General features: G+C 59.9%; 16 protein-coding genes. 9 read left to right on the plus strand and 7 right to left on the minus strand.

Features of this window, described 5'->3' with window-relative positions:
- Positions 1 to 74 precede the first annotated feature (74 nt).
- Positions 75 to 578 (minus strand): peptide deformylase, encoded by a 504-nt coding sequence (gene def, locus AQ621_RS15790; RefSeq protein ID WP_058342206.1) that lies wholly within the window; start codon positions 576 to 578, stop codon positions 75 to 77.
- 299 nt (positions 579 to 877) lie between these two features.
- Between def and AQ621_RS15795 the strand changes: the two genes are divergently transcribed.
- The 5 genes from AQ621_RS15795 to aroE all read left to right on the plus strand — a co-directional run bounded on the left by AQ621_RS15795 (position 878) and on the right by aroE (position 5497).
- Entirely contained in the window at positions 878 to 1894 is a 1017-nt protein-coding gene (locus AQ621_RS15795) for a LysM peptidoglycan-binding domain-containing protein (protein WP_022990435.1), read from the plus strand.
- 83 nt (positions 1895 to 1977) lie between these two features.
- Complete coding sequence (gene dprA, locus AQ621_RS15800; protein ID WP_227508367.1) at positions 1978 to 3123, plus strand: DNA-processing protein DprA; 1146 nt, start codon at positions 1978 to 1980, stop codon at positions 3121 to 3123.
- 46 nt (positions 3124 to 3169) lie between these two features.
- Complete coding sequence (locus tag AQ621_RS15805) at positions 3170 to 3742, plus strand: L-threonylcarbamoyladenylate synthase type 1 TsaC (protein WP_058342208.1); 573 nt, start codon at positions 3170 to 3172, stop codon at positions 3740 to 3742.
- Between the two features lie 8 nt (positions 3743 to 3750).
- Positions 3751 to 4680: an oxygen-dependent coproporphyrinogen oxidase gene (gene hemF / locus AQ621_RS15810; RefSeq protein WP_058342209.1), complete on the plus strand. Its 930-nt coding sequence runs from the start codon at positions 3751 to 3753 to the stop codon at positions 4678 to 4680.
- Positions 4670 to 5497, plus strand: coding sequence for a shikimate dehydrogenase (gene aroE / locus AQ621_RS15815; RefSeq protein ID WP_058342210.1), 828 nt, complete (start codon positions 4670 to 4672; stop codon positions 5495 to 5497). Before hemF ends, aroE begins: the two co-directional genes overlap by 11 nt.
- Positions 5498 to 5504: 7 nt before the next feature.
- Here the strand turns inward: aroE and AQ621_RS15820 are convergent, their stop codons facing one another.
- Entirely contained in the window at positions 5505 to 6044 is a 540-nt protein-coding gene (locus tag AQ621_RS15820; RefSeq protein ID WP_058342211.1) for a gamma carbonic anhydrase family protein, read from the minus strand.
- Positions 6045 to 6256: 212 nt separating this feature from the next.
- Between AQ621_RS15820 and prlC the strand changes: the two genes are divergently transcribed.
- Positions 6257 to 8302 (plus strand): oligopeptidase A, encoded by a 2046-nt coding sequence (gene prlC, locus AQ621_RS15825; RefSeq protein ID WP_058342212.1) that lies wholly within the window; start codon positions 6257 to 6259, stop codon positions 8300 to 8302.
- 55 nt (positions 8303 to 8357) lie between these two features.
- On the plus strand, positions 8358 to 8615 hold the full coding sequence (locus tag AQ621_RS15830; RefSeq protein WP_058342213.1) for a YheV family putative zinc ribbon protein: 258 nt from the start codon (positions 8358 to 8360) through the stop codon (positions 8613 to 8615).
- A gap of 409 nt (positions 8616 to 9024) precedes the next feature.
- On the opposite strand, the gene AQ621_RS15840 is transcribed toward AQ621_RS15830, so the two are convergent.
- On the minus strand, positions 9025 to 10347 hold the full coding sequence (locus tag AQ621_RS15840) for a Na+/H+ antiporter family protein (protein ID WP_058342214.1): 1323 nt from the start codon (positions 10345 to 10347) through the stop codon (positions 9025 to 9027).
- 114 nt (positions 10348 to 10461) lie between these two features.
- Positions 10462 to 10692 (minus strand): DUF1653 domain-containing protein, encoded by a 231-nt coding sequence (locus AQ621_RS15845; protein WP_058342215.1) that lies wholly within the window; start codon positions 10690 to 10692, stop codon positions 10462 to 10464.
- A gap of 115 nt (positions 10693 to 10807) precedes the next feature.
- Between AQ621_RS15845 and AQ621_RS15850 the strand changes: the two genes are divergently transcribed.
- Positions 10808 to 12607, plus strand: a complete 1800-nt coding sequence (locus tag AQ621_RS15850) for a sensor domain-containing diguanylate cyclase (RefSeq protein ID WP_227508368.1) — start codon at positions 10808 to 10810, stop codon at positions 12605 to 12607.
- A 3-nt stretch (positions 12608 to 12610) separates the two neighbouring features.
- On the opposite strand, the gene AQ621_RS15855 is transcribed toward AQ621_RS15850, so the two are convergent.
- The 3 genes from AQ621_RS15855 to AQ621_RS15865 form a co-directional block, all read right to left on the minus strand.
- On the minus strand, positions 12611 to 12997 hold the full coding sequence (locus tag AQ621_RS15855; protein WP_058342216.1) for a DoxX family protein: 387 nt from the start codon (positions 12995 to 12997) through the stop codon (positions 12611 to 12613).
- An 89-nt stretch (positions 12998 to 13086) separates the two neighbouring features.
- Positions 13087 to 13731, minus strand: a complete 645-nt coding sequence (locus AQ621_RS15860; RefSeq protein WP_022990449.1) for a hypothetical protein — start codon at positions 13729 to 13731, stop codon at positions 13087 to 13089.
- A gap of 190 nt (positions 13732 to 13921) precedes the next feature.
- Entirely contained in the window at positions 13922 to 15193 is a 1272-nt protein-coding gene (locus tag AQ621_RS15865) for an MATE family efflux transporter (RefSeq protein ID WP_082641162.1), read from the minus strand.
- Positions 15194 to 15452: 259 nt separating this feature from the next.
- Between AQ621_RS15865 and coxB the strand changes: the two genes are divergently transcribed.
- On the plus strand, positions 15453 to 16577 hold the full coding sequence (coxB, locus tag AQ621_RS15870; protein WP_036220212.1) for a cytochrome c oxidase subunit II: 1125 nt from the start codon (positions 15453 to 15455) through the stop codon (positions 16575 to 16577).
- Positions 16578 to 16582: the final 5 nt, after the last annotated feature.

Below are 16582 nucleotides of genomic sequence, written 5' to 3' on the forward strand. Positions count from 1 at the left end.
TCGTTGATACGAAAAAACCGGGTCGTAACCCGGTCTGAATTCAGTTCTGCGCTGGCGATGCTTCAGCCATTGTCTCAGGCGCTCTGCTTGTGCAGCTTTTCCAGCTTCTTGCGAATGCGGTTGCGCTTGAGCGAGCTGAGGTAATCCACAAACAGCTTGCCGTTCAGGTGATCCATTTCATGCTGGATACACACGGCCAGCAGGCCTTCGGCTTCAAGGACGAACTCTTCGCCGTTACGGTCTTTGGCGGTAATCCGGCAGTGTTCGATACGCTTCACGTCTTCGTAGAAGCCGGGTACCGACAGGCAGCCTTCTTGCATGGCTTCCAGGTCTCCGTCCAGCACTTCCACCTTCGGGTTGATGAATACCCGGGGCTCGCTCTTGTCTTCGGACAGGTCCATCACGATGATCTGCTTGTGCACGTCTACTTGGGTAGCCGCCAGGCCAATGCCGCGGGCATCGTACATGGTCTCGAACATATCGTCGATCAGGGTGCGGATTTCGTCGGTCACCTCATTCACCGGCTTGGCGATGGTGCGAAGACGGGGATCCGGATACTCAAGAATTTCTAGAATCATAGTGCCTTGGCTTCTCTGAAATGCGACAGCGGTCTGCGCAAAATTTCTTCATGAACCTATCATGAAGTAACGTCTTGGCCTGTATTATCCGATAAATTACCGATTGAGTACAAACTGATCAGTCGATAGCTAAAATCTTTCAGGGAAACCAAAGAATTCACTGGAAGAACAAAAGATAACATCACAAATCGCCAGACTTCTTCTATAGTATCGGGAATAACAACGTAATAAGCTGCCGTCATACCGCAGCGGCATTACCTAACGCATAGATTCTAGGCACGCGATCAAGGATACAGACAATGAGGAAACTGTTGTACGCTCTGGCAGCCACGGCGCTGCTGTTTACCTCCTGGGCCCATGCAGAACCCGAGTTCAGGGCTGATCATCCTGAGCGTTACACTGTCGTTAAAGGGGATACCCTTTGGGACATTTCAGGGCGATTTCTGAATAACCCCTGGTACTGGCCGGAAATCTGGCACGTGAACCCGCAGGTTGCCAACCCTCATCTGATCTACCCGGGCGATCGCCTGGCACTGGTGTATATCGACGGCAAGCCACGCATCACCAAGGTAGCCACCAGCGATGTGGTGAAGCTGTCGCCCCAGGTGCGTTCTGAAGCCATCGATACCCCCATTCCTGCCATCCCGCTGGATGCCATTGCCAGCTTCCTGACCGATACCCGCATTGTGTCGCCGGAAGAACTGAACGGTGCGCCCTACGTGCTGGAAGGTGAAGACAGCCGCATCATTACCGGTGCCGGCGACAAGATCTACGCCCGTGGCGAGAAGCCCGCAGACCGCGTGGGTGTGTTCCGCCGCAGCAAGGAGTTCCGTGACCCGGAAACCGGCGAATTCCTGGGCCTGGAAGCCCGCAGCATTGCCCGTGGTACCGTTGCGGCTGAGGACGGCGACGTCCTGACCGTTAACCTGAACAAGTCCAGCGAGGAAGTGCGCATTGGCGACCGCCTGCTGGTGAACGAAGACCGTCGCCTGACCACCAACTTTGTGCCCAGTTCTCCGGATCAGGACATCGAAGGCGTGATGATCTCGGTAGACGGCGGTGTAAACCAGATTGGCCAGTACAACGTGGTGGCGATCAACCGTGGCGAGCGTGAAGGCCTGAAGCCTGGCAACGTGATGGCCATTCTCAAGAGTGGCAACCTGGTGCGTGACCCGGTTACTAATGAAACCATCGAGCTTCCGTCCGAGCGTGCTGGCCTGCTGATGGTGTTCCAGACCTACGAGAAGATGAGCTACGGCCTGATTCTCAAGGCGACCCGTCCGCTGGCGGTGGGCGACAAGGTAGTTAACCCTTAAGCCGGGGCCTGATCAGGCCTGTGTGCTGAGGTAAAATGGCCGGACCGGAGTGTCCGGCCATTGTTGTTTTCAAGGATGAAAAAATGTCTGTATCGAGTCTTGACCGGTCGCTGGACAACCAGTGGCTGCTGCTTTCCCTGTTACCCCGCTTTGCCACCCGTGCCCGCGAGCGGGTGCTGGCCAATGCCGACTGCCTGACCGATGTCTTGTCGATGAACCCGGCCACCCTGAAAGCGCTGGGGCTGTCGGCTGAAACCATGTCGGCGATCCATGGCTGGCAAGCCGAAGACCTGTCCCACCCGGTGCTGGCGGAACTGATGCAAATCCGGTCGCAATGCCGGCAGCACGGTATCCGGTTGATCGGCCAGCACCATGACCACTTCCCGGAAGCCCTGCGCCAGATACACGATGCGCCCATGCTTCTATATGCACTGGGCGATACCGGCTTGTTGCTGCAGGACCAGATCGGCGTGGTGGGCAGTCGGAATGCCACCCGTACGGGCCTGGACCATGCCCGGAAGTTCGCTGCCGAGCTGGGCCGGCGGGGTTTGCTGGTGACCAGCGGCCTGGCTTTGGGGATTGATGGTGCCGCCCATGCAGGTGCCCTGGATGCCGGCCACCCGACCGTGGCCGTGGTGGGTTGCGGGCTCGACCGGCTGTATCCGGCCCAGCACCGGCAGCTGGCACACCGGATTATCGAAAACGGCCTGATTGTCTCGGAATACCCGCCCGGCACCCAGGCCCGGGCCGCCTACTTCCCTCAGCGTAACCGGATTATCAGTGGCCTTAGCCGGGGTGTGTTGGTGGTGGAGGCCAGCCTGAAGAGCGGTTCGCTGATTACGGCCCGTACCGCGCTGGAACAGGGTCGGGAAGTGTTCGCCATTCCCGGTTCGGTGCACAGCCCGGTAGCCCGGGGCTGCCACCAGTTGATCAAACAGGGGGCCCGGCTGGTGGAAACCGCTGGTGACATCCTGGAAGAACTGGGCACCTGGTGGTCAATGCAGGCGCAACCGGAGGCCGGGGCGACTGTGGATAACGGGCCGGCGCTGGCCGGTTTGGATAGCCGGGAAATCGCGGTATTCGAGGCTTTGGGGTATGATCCGCAATCTACCGATGCACTGAGCCAGCTCACCGGCCTGCCAGCGGACCAGCTGATGCAGTCCCTGTTGTTACTGGAACTGGAAGGGCTGGCCCATTCGGCTCCGGGAGGTTACCTGAGAGCCGGCTGACCGGTGCATCATCACCCATAATCTGTGTGGATTGACCGGTTTCACTATGGCGGCGAAGTCTTCCCTGAACCCCTGGCAATTGCACTGTGCCCGGCGCACTGTGCTGGCCGGTGGCGTGATTGCCTACCCTACCGAAGCAGTCTGGGGCCTGGGCTGCGATCCCTGGAACCGGGATGCGGTTGAGCGGATCCTGGAGCTCAAGCAGCGGCCCATGGAAAAGGGCATGATCCTGGTGGCTGCCTCGGTGGAGCAGGTACGCTTCCTGCTGGACCCCCTGCCCCGGGTGTTGCAATGGGAAGCCGAGCAACACTGGCCCGGGCCGATCACCTGCCTGGTGCCGGATGTGCTGGAACAGATACCGGACTGGGTGCGTGGCCGGCACAGCACCATTGCTGTGCGCGTGAGTGACCACCCGGTGGTTCGGGACCTGTGCGAGGCCACAGGCATGCCGCTGGTGTCGACTTCCTGCAACCCGGCTGGCCGCCAGCCGGCCCGCAACATCTGGCAGGTGCGCCGCTATTTCGGCAACCAGCTCGACCGCATCGTGCCCGGCGCCCTGGGCGGCAACCGCAAACCCAGCCGGATTATTGATATCGTTACCGGAAAACAGTTTCGTTAGGAGCAAGCATGTCACAGCAGCCGGATACCCGGGCCGTAAAAGAATACCTTCTGGGCCTCCAGGAACGCATTTGCCAGAGGCTGGAAGCGGTGGATGGCCGTGCGTCCTTCATTCGTGACAGCTGGGACCGGCCGGAGGGTGGCGGTGGTATCAGCCGGGTGATGGCCGATGGCGGTGTGATTGAAAAAGGCGGGGTGAACTTCTCCCATGTGATGGGCGACACCATGCCGGCCTCGGCCACCGCCCACCGCCCGCACCTGGCTGGCGCCCCCTGGCAGGCCATGGGTGTATCACTGGTGATACACCCGGAGAACCCCTATGTGCCGACCTCCCACGCTAACGTGCGCTTTTTCATTGCTACCCCAAAAGACGGCGAGCCGGTGTACTGGTTTGGCGGCGGCTACGACCTGACCCCTTACTACGGCTTTGACGAGGACTGTGTTCATTGGCATCAAACGGCCCGCAATGCCTGCCAGCCCTTTGGTGACGAGGTGTACCCGAAGTTCAGGCAATGGTGCGACGACTACTTTTACCTGAAGCATCGCCAGGAGCCGCGGGGCGTGGGCGGCCTGTTCTTCGATGATTACAACACCGGAAATTTCGAGCAGGACTTTGCCTTTATGCAGGCGGTGGGCGACAGTTATATTGAAGCCTATGAGCCGATTGTCCGGCGCCGGATGGACACCCCCTGGGGCGAGCGGGAGCGGGAATTCCAGCTTTACCGCCGTGGCCGCTATGTGGAGTTCAACCTGGTGTACGACCGGGGCACCCTGTTCGGGTTGCAGTCTGGCGGGCGCACCGAGTCGATCCTGATGTCACTGCCGCCGCTGGTGCGCTGGGACTACGACCGGAAGCCGGAGCCGGGCAGCGAAGAGGCACGTTTGACGGATTATTTCCTGACCGGACGGAACTGGCTGGAGCAAAGCGATGACAAATGAACTCTATGCGGTGGTGGGTAACCCCATCAGCCACAGCAAATCCCCCCGTATTCACAGCCTGTTTGCCAGCCAGACCGGCGAGCCGGTGGAGTACACCGCGATACAGGCACCGCTGGAGGACTTTTCCGGTACGGTACGGCACTTTTTCGAGCACGGCGGCAAAGGCCTGAATGTGACGGTTCCGTTCAAGGAACAGGCCTGGACCCAGGCTGAGCATCGCACACCACGGGCGGAAAAAGCCGGCGCCGCCAACACCCTCTACCTGGATGCCGACGATGCCCTGGTGGCTGACAACACCGACGGTGTTGGCCTGGTGCGGGACCTAACCCGCAACCACGGCGTGGCCCTCAAAGGCATGCGCATTCTGGTACTGGGTGCCGGCGGTGCGGTGCGGGGCGTGCTTGGGCCGGTTCTGGCGGAAGCGCCCGCCAGTCTGACCATCGCTAATCGCACCGTGGCCAAGGCCGAGGCGCTGGTACGGCTGTTTGCCGGTGAGGCTGGTGATACCGAACTCTCTGCCTGCGGCTTCGAACAGGCAACCGGAGCGTTTGACCTGGTGATCAACGGCACCAGCGCCAGCCTTCAGGGCGACCTGCCGCCGGTGCCGGCGTCGATTCTGGCGGGCAACACGGTGGTGTATGACATGATGTATTCCCTGCAGACCACCACCTTCAACCAGTGGGCGCAGGACAACGGTGCTACCCGGGTGTTTGACGGGCTGGGCATGCTGGTGGAGCAGGCAGCAGAATCGTTTTATGTATGGCGTGGGGTGCGGCCTGAGACCGCACCCGTGATCGACGAGCTGCGTAACGACTGATGAGGCGTTATTCGGAGGCGTTCAGGTATTCATCTTTCAGTTTCACGTAGTTAGCCGCGGTGTATTTGAAGAAGGTTTTTTCCTTGTCGCTCAGGGCCCGGGCCTGTTTGCAGGGAGAGCCCACGTACAGGTAGCCGGATTCCAGTCGCTTGCCCGGGGGCACCAGGGTTCCCGCTCCGATAATCACTTCGTCTTCGACTACCGCGCCGTCCATGACGGTACAGCCCATACCCACCAGTACGCTGCTGCCGATGGTGCAGCCGTGCAGCAGGGCTTTGTGGCCGACGGTGACGTCGTCGCCGAGGATCAGCGGCCAGCCGCCGGGGTTGAAGTCGCTGGCGTGGGTGATGTGCAGTACGGAGCCGTCCTGGATGCTGCAGCGGTCGCCGATGCGGATTTTGTGCATGTCGCCGCGGATGACGGTCATGGGCCAGACGGAGCAGTCTTCGCCCATTTGGACGTCTCCGATCACTACCGCACTCTCGTCTACCCAGGTGCGTTCGCCAAATTGTGGTGTGATACCCTTGTGAGTTCGTACATTCGCCATTACATATACCTTTTGACTGGCCTCGAATTGAGGGGAAGGAGTCTTTGGGAGGAGGGCTTTCCAAAAACCGCTCCTGCGGCACATCCCTGTGGCGCTTCTGCTCCGCCATCCATGGCTCCGCAAATTTTTGGAAAGCCCTCCTCCCAAAGACTCCCCCAAGCATTGGAGTTGCCTGAAAGTAACCTAAACCCGGACAGCTGAGAAGGGGACCTATGAATAACCCGCTTTTGACAGATGATTTGTTACCGAAATTTGGTCACATCCGCACCGAGCACATGGAAACGGCGATTGACCAGATTCTCAGCGAAAACCGCGTGAAAATTCAGGAGCTGGCGCAGCAGGATGATCCCACCTGGGACACCCTCGCCCAGCCCATGCAGGCGCTGGAGAACAAGCTCAGTAACGCCTGGTCGGTGATTTCCCATCTTAATGGTGTGATGAACAACGACGACCTGCGCAAGGTGTACAAGAACTGCCTGGAGAAGCTGACCGAGTACAGCACGGAAGTGAGCCAGAACGGTGCCCTGTGCGAGGCCTACAAGAAGCTGGCTGCACGGGAGGATTTCAAGGAGTTGAGTGAGCCCCAGCGCAAGTCCATTGAAAACATTCTGCGGGATTTCCGTCTGGGTGGTGTGGATCTTCCGGAGGACAAGAAGAAGCGTTATGCGGATCTGTCCCGGGAGCTGGCGGAGTTGTCCAACAAGTTCAGCGACAACGTGCTGGATGCTACCCAGCACTGGTTCAAGCATATTACCGATGTAGACCAGTTATCCGGCCTGCCGGAGACGGCTATTGAAGGCGCGAAGCAGGCCGCCCGGCAGAAGGAGCTGGATGGTTATGTGATTACCCTGGATTTCCCGAGCTTCTACCCGGTGATGACTTACTGCAATAACCGGGAACTGCGCCGGGAGGTGTACGAGGCCTTTGTCACCCGCGCCTCCGATCAGGGCCCGGATGCGGCCACGTGGGACAATACGCCGGTGATGGCGGAGATTCTCAAGCGTCGGCACGCGCTGGCTCAGTTGCTGGGTTTTGATAACTACGCCGAGCGTTCCCTGGCCACCAAGATGGCCCGCAGTACCGACGAGGTTCTGGAGTTCCTGAACCAGCTGGCGGCCAAGTCCAAGCCGCAGGCGGAGAAGGAAATTGCCGAGCTGAAGGCGTTTGTGAAAGACGAGCACGGCGTGGACGACTTGCAGGCCTGGGACATCGGCTACTACAGCGAGAAGCTGCGCCAGAAGCAGTACGACATTTCCCCGGAAACCCTGCGGCCTTGGTTCCCTGTGGATAAGGTGGTGCCGGGCCTGTTCCGGGTGGCGGAGAAGCTGTTTGATGTGCAGATTGAAGAGCACACAGACGTAGAAACCTGGCATGAAGACGCCAAGGCCTACTGCATCAGCCGCAACGGCCAGCCCATCGCCTGGTTCTACCTCGACCTGTTCGCACGTCAGGGTAAACGTGGCGGAGCCTGGATGGCCGACTGCCGGGTGCGCTGGCGCGATATGCGCGGCAAGCTGCAGCTGCCGGTGGCGTTCCTGACCTGTAACTTCACCCCGCCGGTGGATGGCAAGCCGTCGCTGCTGACCCACGACGAAGTCACCACCCTGTTCCACGAATTCGGCCACGGCCTGCACCACATGCTCACGCAGGTGGAGGTGATGGACGTATCCGGCATCAACGGCGTGGCCTGGGATGCGGTGGAACTGCCCAGCCAGTTCCTGGAAAACTGGTGCTGGAACCCGGAATCCCTGGCCCTGATCGCCAGCCACCACGAAACCGGCGAACCCCTGCCGGAAGACCTGCTGCAGAAATTGCTGGCGGCCAAGAACTTCCAGTCCGGCATGGGCATGGTGCGCCAGCTCGAATTCTCGCTGTTCGACTTCCGCCTGCATGCGGAATTCACCGACGAAGCCCCCACCAACCCGCTGGACATGCACCGCAAGGTGCGCGAAGGCATTGCCGTGGTACAGTCGCCGGAATTCAACCGCTTCCCCAACGGCTTCTCCCACATCTTCGCCGGCGGTTACGCCGCGGGCTACTACAGCTACAAGTGGGCGGAAGTGCTGGCGGCGGATGCCTTCTCCCTGTTCGAAGAGAAAGGCATCTTCGACCCGGAAACCGGCCAGGCCTTCCTGCACAACATCCTGGAAAAAGGCGGCTCGCAGGAGCCCATGGAACTGTTCAAAGCCTTCCGGGGCCGCGAACCGCAGGTGGATGCCCTGCTGAAACAAACCGGCATCACGGACGAAGCTGCCTGATACAAACCACCCCGGTTGTCGTACCGGCAACCGGGTGTTCTTCTGGAGTAACGTTATGGCAAGTCCGAAACGCTTCATCGCCGGCGCCGTGTGCCCCCGCTGCGCCGAGATGGACAAAATCACCATGTTCACCACCGACGCCGGCGACCAGGTTCGCGAGTGCGTGGCCTGCGGCTACACCGATGCGTTGTCCGACCAGCCCCAGCCCGAGGCCCCGGAAATCGAAACGCGGGTAAACAAAAAGGGCAACACCGATGACCATACCGTCAAGCAAGTGGTGTTCTTTAAGTCCGGCTCTGACTCTGGAGAATAGGTCTGGCTTGGGCCCTAGCCTGCCAGTTTTGGTGGGTTAGAGGCCACGGGGGTGCTTTTCTTCCGGGAAAAACAACTCGCTTCGCTCAGACATCTTTTTCCCTGCAGAAAAGCACCCCCGTACCCTCTATGCCGGACTGCACGGAAATCGTTTGATTAGGGTTTGGTTTCTTTCTTTTTTCTCTTTTCTTCTTTCTTCTTTTCCTTCCGTACCCCTCATTGGTACGACGTGAGGGGGTGGGTCAGGTTTTTTTCCGCCGGAAATGGATGTCTGAGCGCAGCGAGTTGCATTTCCAAGGGAAAAAACCTGACCCACCCCATCGCAGCCCCCAAAACCAGCAGGCTACGATCAAGAATATGCCCCCCAAACAGGCAGGCTACGATCAGGACGGCAAGCTCCAAAAACGGCGTCAGAGCACCATCGCGGCCAACCACCCGAAGGCGAGCAACGGCAGGTTGTAGTGCAGGAACGTAGGCACCACAGTATCCCAGATGTGGTTGTGCTGGCCGTCCACGTTCAGGCCGGCAGTTGGCCCGAGGGTGGAATCAGACGCTGGTGAACCCGCATCACCCAGGGCACCGGCGGTACCGACCAGGGCGACGATCGCCAGGGGGCTGAAACCCAGTTGCAAGGCCAGCGGCACGTACAGGGCGGCGATGATGGGAATGGTGGAGAACGACGAACCGATACCCATGGTAATCAGCAGGCCCACCACCAGCATCAGCAGCGCAGCCAGTGCCTTGTTGTCGCCGATAGCGGCAACCGAGCCCTCTACGAGGCTCTTGATCTCGCCGGTTTCCCGCATGACTTCGGCAAAGCCGTTGGCGGCGATCATGATGAAGCCGATCATCGCCAGCATCTTCATGCCCTCGGTGAACAGGTCATCGGCTTCTTTCCACTTCACCACACCGGAAATGTTGAACAGCACAAAACCGGCCAGTGCGCCCAGGATCATCGAACCGAGCCAGAGCTGAACCACGAATGCCACCACAATGGCCACCAGCGCCATGATCAGGGTTTTCGGGCTGTATTTCACATCCACCCGCTCGGTGCGTTCGATGAGTTTCATGTCGTAACCCCGGCCACCCCGGTAGCTGAAGAACACCGCGATCAGCAGGCCGATGAACATACCCAGGGCTGGCAGGGCCATGGCGGACATGACGTTCAGTTCGCTGGCGTCTACGCCGTTGTCGGCCACGTTGGCGAGCAGGATTTCATTCAGGTAGATACCACCGAAGCCTACCGGCAGGAACATGTACGGGGTAATCAGGCCGAAGGTGAGTACACAGGCCACCAGCCGGCGGTCCATGTGCAGCTTGGCCATGACAAACAGCAACGGTGGCACCACCAGGGGAATAAAGGCGATGTGGATGGGCAGGATGTTCTGGGACGAAATGGCGACGGCCAGCAGCAGGCCGATGATCATGAAGCGGATGCCGGTGGCCGCGCCGCCTTCATCCTGGCGGCCTACCATGGCCAGGGCTTTGTCGGCCAGGGCGTGGGCCAGGCCGGATTTGCCGATGGCCACGGCGAAGGCGCCCAGGGTGGCGTAGGACAACGCCACGGTTGCGCCGCCACCGAGGCCGGAGTTGAAGGCATTGATGGTGTCTTCAAGGGACATTCCGGCCACCAGGCCACCGGAAATGGCACCGATGATCAGGGCAACGACAACGTGGATGCGGCACAGGCTCAATACGAGCATGATCAGTACCGCGGCAACAACGGCATTCATGGCAGACTCCGGGTAGGAATATTGGGTTTACCGGCACTTTTTGGGCACCGGCGGCACGAAAAGTGCGCTAATGTGCAGGAAATGACCGCATCAGTCAAAGGGGTTGTGTAACGGTCAGTCAGCATCCACCCGGGCAAAGCGCGGTACCTGTTCGCCGGCCACTTCCACGGTTTCACGGAACATGGCCAGGGGCCTTACCCACAGGCTGTAGTCGCCGTACAGGCAGCGGTACACCACCAGGGGTTCCTCGGTTTCGCTGTGCCGGGCGACGCCGATCACTTCGTAATCCTGGCCTTTGTAATGCCGGTAGCGGCCCGGTTCTATAGGGCGTTTTCGTTCTGACATGCTGTCCTCGCGGGTGGTAGTGCTGAGCTATCCCCTAATGATAAGGGATCCGGTGCCGGTTTCGGGTTAGACTGAAGAGTATACCTGACCGTACCAACCGGGACTCCGAACCTGAATGAAAGGCTTTTCCGCTGCTGTTCTGCAAATCATTTTGTGCCTTTTCCTGGCACTGGGTGCTGTTGCAGCGCAGGCAGCCTCGGTGGGCTTCCAATGGCTGGACGTGCCGGATGGTTCACTGGGTATCGACGGAGTGCGCAGCCTGCCAAAGGAGCGCTGGCAGGCCCACGAGGCCGATACGGTACTGAACCTCGGGTTCAGCGACGGTACCTTCTGGTTGCGCATCGAGGTTCCGCCCGAGCCCCGTAACCGGCTGCTGCAGGTAGGCTATCCCCTGCTTGATGAAGTATCTGTTTATTGGGAGCAGGCCGGGAATATCGTTGAAACCTGGCATACCGGCGATACCCTGCCGTTCCGTTCCCGCCCGATAGAGCATCGTACCTTCGTGTTCCTGGTGCCTTCCAATACCGAACCGGTGACCGCCTGGGTGCGGGTGAAAACCCAGGGTTCGATCCAGATACCGGTGAAAGTCACACCGTCGGCCGAATTCCTCGCCTACGAGCAGATTGCCTATGGCTGGCAAGCCATGTTCGTTGGTGTTGTGGTGGCGCTGGCCCTGTACAACCTGTTTCTGTTCGCCATTGTTCGCTACCCGACTTATCTGTGGTACGTCCTCACGGTGCTGAGTGCCGGCCTGGTTCAGCTGAATTTCAACGGCTTGCTGTTCCAGTGGTTCTGGCCGGACCTGCCGGTGGTCAACCAGTATCTGACCGCTGTTATGGTTCCCCTGGGGCTGTCGCTGGCCCTGGTGTTCACCATGAAATTCCTGTCGGTGCGGCAATACAGCCGGGGCGCTTACCGGTTACTCCAGGTATTGCTGATGGCCTGCCTGTTCGCCATCGGTTACGGATTGCTGGGTTCCTATCAGTACGCCATTGCCCTGATCAGCACCCTGGCGGCCTTCGTGACGGCAGCGGCGTGGGCGGTGGGTGTGCTGGTGTGGCGGCGCGGGCAGGTATTGGCCGGTTTCTATGTGGTGGCCTGGACACCGCTGCTGATTGCCCACCTGTTACTGGCGTTGGCCAAGCTTGGGTTGATTCCCAGCAACCGGGCCATCGAGGTAGCACCCCAGGTGGGTGTGGCTATCGAGGTGGTGGTGTTGTCACTGGCGCTGGCCTATCGCATCAACCTGGAGCGCCGGCGCCGGCAGGAAGCCCAGGAGCATGCCCTGGAGATCCAGCGGGAAGCCAACCTGATGCTCGAAACCCGGGTTCGGGAGCGCACCGAGGAGCTGGAGCAGGCAAACGACCAGCTACGCTCCATGAGCCTGACCGATGGCCTGACCCGGGTCGCCAACCGGCGGCGCTTTGACGACAAGCTGGACATCGAGTGGAACCGGGCCATGCGCCACGACCAGGAGCTGAGCCTGCTGATGCTGGATATCGATCACTTCAAAAAGGTGAATGACAGCTTTGGCCACCTGGTGGGTGATGATTGCCTGGTCTCGCTGGCAGCAACCCTGCAGGGCGAGATTCTGCGCGCCAGCGACCTGGTAGCCCGCTATGGCGGGGAAGAGTTTGCGGTGTTGTTACCGGCGACAGACGGCGAAGGTGCCCGCCAGGTGGCTGAGCGCATGCGCCAGTCCGTGGCGGGTAAACCCGTTCCTTCCGGGCAGGGCGGTACACCGGTGGAGCTGACCATCAGCGTGGGTGTGGCCACCATGCGCCCGGCCATCAGCGCGGGTAGCCAGGAGCTGGTGCGCCGTGCCGACGAAGCCCTGTATGCCGCCAAGACCAACGGCCGCAACCGGGTCGAGGTCTGGCGTGATGACGCCTTAGCCCCGGCAGGCCGGGGCTGACACTCAGTTCTTCAGCTTGTATTTGCCCGGCCCCATAAACACCACGGCCAGCGCGGTAAACAGGAAAAAGCCCTGCAGTTCCAGTGCCCAGCCGCCGTTCCCGGCCAGCGACAGCAGCTGGTGGCTGTGCACCAGCACAATAGCCACAAGCATGTTGAAGACAATGATCAGCGCGCCAATGCGGGTCTGATACCCCAGAATCACCATCAGTGGTGCCACCACTTCCCCGATATACACACCGTACGCCAGTATTGCCGGCAGGTTATGGCTGGCCAGCTGGGCCTCGATAAAACCGATACCGTTAAGCAGTTTGGCGATGCCGTGGAACAGCAGCAGGCCACCGAGGGTGAGCCGGACAATCAGTTTTCCAAGGTCGGTATTCTCAAGCACAGGGCAAGCCTCCGGAACAGTGAATGGATGGCCGAAGGATACAGGGTTATTGCACAGAAATTCAGTGACTTGTTGGTCAGGATGTTGTTTTACAGGGCCGGGCCCAGGGAAAACCGGATGTGGTTCCGCTCCAGCAGGTTTTCCCAGTAATTGCGCATCCAGTCCCAGGCCCGGTTGTTGAACTGCTCCACGAAGGGGTCAAGGTCCAGGTCGTAGTAATCCGGGGTGCCGGCAATCTGCAACACGGTGACGGTGATGGCATCGTCCAGCTCGTTGGCGAACGGCTCGCCGATCAGTTCGTGGGCCAGCAGGTTGGCCCGGGTGGCTTCCAGGTCTATCAGCTCGCCGGCCCGGATAGAACGGTTGTTGTCGTGCATCTCTTCCATCAGCCGGTGGCACAGGTAGGCCCGGATCAGCAGGCCGTCCAGGCCGTCATAGCGGACCAGCAGCACCGAGGGCTGGGTGAAATAGCGGATAGCGGCATCAATGAATGGCTGGAACAGGGGCTTGGTGCCGGCGTCGATGGCGCAGGTGTCTACGCACTCGATCAGCCGTGGCGCCATTTCGATGTATTCCACGGCAAACTGGAACAGGCAGGTGGCAGGCTGGCCGTCGATTACGATCGATGACGGCAGCCTGGTCGCCTTGTCTTTCAGCTGCCGGAGAAAGCTCCCCGAGCGGGCTTCCTGGCGACGTGCCTGGTCAATAATCTCGAGGACTGCCTGTGGTGTCATGTCAGGAGATGCCGATGTAGGTACAAAATGAGGTCGCAAGGCGCCTCCCCTTCTCCAGGAGCAACCAAGTGGCAGTCGGCCGGGCTGGCCAGCTGAACTGCCTGCCGTTTAAAAACAGTGTAGCCAATATTTTTTATGGCGCTGCCGGCAGGCGGCAAAATCCCCTGCGGAAAACCGAAATCCCGGGTGCCTAGCGTGGCTGAAACCACACATCCTGGCGGGTGTAGCGCCAGCACAACCAACCCATACTGCCAGCGCGGGCCAGCATCAGGCTGATCAGTGCCAGCCACAGGCCATGGTTGCCCCAGCCGGTAGTCAGCCACCACACCGGCAAAAACACACCAAGCGCTGAGAACAGCATGGTGTCCTGCATTTCCCGGGTGCGGGTAGCCCCGATAAATACGCCATCCAGCAGGTAACTCCACACCGCTGCGAACGGTAACATCCAGAGCCAGGGCAGGTATTGCCAGGCGGTGGTTTGCACTTCTTCAATGCCGGTTAACAGGCTGATCAGCCAGCGGCCCCCGAGTACAAACCCGATGGTCAGCAGTAGTGCGCCCCAGAGTGACCAGCGCAGGGCGCTGTTGAATACCACCTTGAACTGCCGTTTGCTGCCCTTGCCAACGGCTTCTCCGATCAGTGCTTCGGCGGCATTGGCAAAGCCATCGAGGGCATTGGAGATCACCAGCAGGAAGGTGATCAGCACAGCATTGGCGGCCAGGATGACATCCCCTTGCCGGGCACCCTGGGCGGTGAAGAAGGCCAGGCACAGCAGCAGGGCGATGGTACGCACCATGATGTAGCGGTTCACCTGCAGGATGCGCAGGTAATCCGACACCTTACCGAACAGCTCCCGGGTCAGCTGCTGGCCCTCCGGCATGCGTTTGAGCACGATCATTACACCGATGGCGGTGGCCCCGTATTCGGCCATTACGGTGGCCATGGCCACGCCCCGGCTGTTCCAGCCCAGAACGGTCACGAAGAACACGTCCAGCACGATGTTGATGCCGTTGGCGATGATCAGCATCACCATGGGCCCCCGGGGGAACTGGGTACCAATCAACCAGCCCACCAGGGTGTACTGGCACAGCACCGCCGGCGCACTCCAGATTCTGATGGCAGCGTATTCCGCAGCCAGTGCCGCAACATCCGGGCTGGGGTTCATCAACTTCAGGCCCACCGCAATCAGCGGCTTATGAAACAGGATCAGTAAAAGGCCAATGCCTACGGCCAGCAACAGCGAACGCAACAACAGTGCCACCTGGGCAAAGGCATCCCGCTGGCCCCAGGCCTGTGCGGCCAGGCCGGTGGTGCCCATGCGCATGAAGCCGAAGGTCCAGTACAGGATGGTGAACAGGTTGGCGCCCACCGCCACCGCGCCCAGGTATTCCGGGCTGTCCAGGTGGCCGAGCACGGCCGTATCCACCAACCCCAGCAGGGGCACGGTGAGGTTGGTCAGCATCAGCGGCCAGGCCAGTGTCCACAGGCGGCGATCGGTAGGGCGAACAACGGCCTTATAAATTCTGTTTATCAAAACGGGTTACTTATCCATTTTAGGTTTAATGATTTTTTAGTCTTTTTTTGATCTGTGTCTACACTGACATTTGATGTATCCGTAAGCAGGCTTTCACTCTCGGTGGTTCCGCTGTTGCGAGCTTCGGAACAGACCGCAGAGGGATGACGCAAAATCCGACAAGAATAACACTCTGTGGAGACACAGTATGCGCGTGCATGCCAAGCGGGCAGTTGCCCTAGCCGCTGGTCTGTTGTCACCGGCTGTAGTCATGGCGGACTGGACCATGAATATGGCTCCGGGGGTAACCGGTACCAGCAACCAGATTTTCAGCCTTCACATGACCATTCTCTGGATCTGCGTGGCCATCGGTGTGGTGGTGTTCGGGGTCATGTTCTGGTCGATCTTTGCCCATCGCAAATCCCAGGGTGCCAAGCCCGCCAATTTCCACGAAAACACCGTGGTGGAAATCCTCTGGACCATTATTCCCCTGGCCATTCTGGTTGCCATGGCCGTGCCTGCCACGGCAACCCTGGTGGAGATGTACGACACCAGCGAGTCCGAGGTGGACATCAAGGTTACCGGTTACCAGTGGCGCTGGCGCTATGAGTACATCAACGACGATTTCGGTTATTTCTCCAGCCTGTCCACCCCGAGGGAGCAGATCGAGAATCGCCAGGCCAAGGGTGAGAACTACCTGCTGGAAGTGGACAACCCGCTGGTGATTCCGGTGGGCAAGAAAGTGCGCTTCCTGCTGACCGCCAATGATGTGATTCACTCCTGGTGGGTGCCGGAATTCGGTGTGAAGAAAGACGCCATCCCCGGCTTTATCAACGAAACCTGGACCCGCGTGGACGAGCCGGGCATCTATCGCGGCCAGTGCACCGAGCTGTGCGGCAAGGACCACGGCTTTATGCCGGTAGTGGTGGAGGCGGTGCCCGAAGAGGAATACAACGCCTGGGTAGCCGAACAGCGGGCCGCCGCAGAAGCCGAGCGCCAGCTGACCGAGAAAGACTGGACCCTGGAAGAGCTGATGGAGCGGGGCGAGAAGGCCTACGCCAGTGCCTGTGCTTCCTGTCACCAGCCGGATGGTACTGGCATGCCGCCGGCCTTCCCGGCACTGAAGGGCAGCCAGATCGCAACAGAGGACATGGCCGCGCATATCGATATCGTCGTGAATGGTAAGTCCGGCACAGCGATGCAGGCCTTCGGTGGTCAGCTGAGTGAAGTGGACCTGGCCGCGGTGATTACCTACGAGCGGAATGCCTGGGGTAACAACACCGGCGAGATGGTCACGCCGAAAGAGATTTTTGATTACAAGAACCAAGAGTAATCGAC

The sequence above is a fragment of the Marinobacter sp. P4B1 genome, assembly GCF_001447135.1.
Lineage (GTDB): Bacteria > Pseudomonadota > Gammaproteobacteria > Pseudomonadales > Oleiphilaceae > Marinobacter > Marinobacter vinifirmus.

Bases quoted from the DNA above. Each gene is read 5' to 3' on its own strand.
- AQ621_RS15795 (WP_022990435.1), top strand. From the start codon at position 878: ATGAGGAAACTGTTGTACGCTCTGGCAGCCACGGCGCTGCTGTTTACC.
- AQ621_RS15860 (WP_022990449.1), bottom strand. From the start codon at position 13,731: ATGACACCACAGGCAGTCCTCGAGATTATTGACCAGGCACGTCGCCAG.
- AQ621_RS15850 (WP_227508368.1), top strand. From the start codon at position 10,808: ATGAAAGGCTTTTCCGCTGCTGTTCTGCAAATCATTTTGTGCCTTTTC.
- AQ621_RS15820 (WP_058342211.1), bottom strand. From the start codon at position 6,044: ATGGCGAATGTACGAACTCACAAGGGTATCACACCACAATTTGGCGAA.
- prlC (WP_058342212.1), top strand. From the start codon at position 6,257: ATGAATAACCCGCTTTTGACAGATGATTTGTTACCGAAATTTGGTCAC.
- AQ621_RS15805 (WP_058342208.1), top strand. From the start codon at position 3,170: ATGGCGGCGAAGTCTTCCCTGAACCCCTGGCAATTGCACTGTGCCCGG.
- def (WP_058342206.1), bottom strand. From the start codon at position 578: ATGATTCTAGAAATTCTTGAGTATCCGGATCCCCGTCTTCGCACCATC.
- AQ621_RS15845 (WP_058342215.1), bottom strand. From the start codon at position 10,692: ATGTCAGAACGAAAACGCCCTATAGAACCGGGCCGCTACCGGCATTAC.
- dprA (WP_227508367.1), top strand. From the start codon at position 1,978: ATGTCTGTATCGAGTCTTGACCGGTCGCTGGACAACCAGTGGCTGCTG.
- AQ621_RS15865 (WP_082641162.1), bottom strand. From the start codon at position 15,193: ATGCTGACCAACCTCACCGTGCCCCTGCTGGGGTTGGTGGATACGGCC.
- AQ621_RS15830 (WP_058342213.1), top strand. From the start codon at position 8,358: ATGGCAAGTCCGAAACGCTTCATCGCCGGCGCCGTGTGCCCCCGCTGC.
- aroE (WP_058342210.1), top strand. From the start codon at position 4,670: ATGACAAATGAACTCTATGCGGTGGTGGGTAACCCCATCAGCCACAGC.
- AQ621_RS15840 (WP_058342214.1), bottom strand. From the start codon at position 10,347: ATGAATGCCGTTGTTGCCGCGGTACTGATCATGCTCGTATTGAGCCTG.
- coxB (WP_036220212.1), top strand. From the start codon at position 15,453: ATGCGCGTGCATGCCAAGCGGGCAGTTGCCCTAGCCGCTGGTCTGTTG.
- hemF (WP_058342209.1), top strand. From the start codon at position 3,751: ATGTCACAGCAGCCGGATACCCGGGCCGTAAAAGAATACCTTCTGGGC.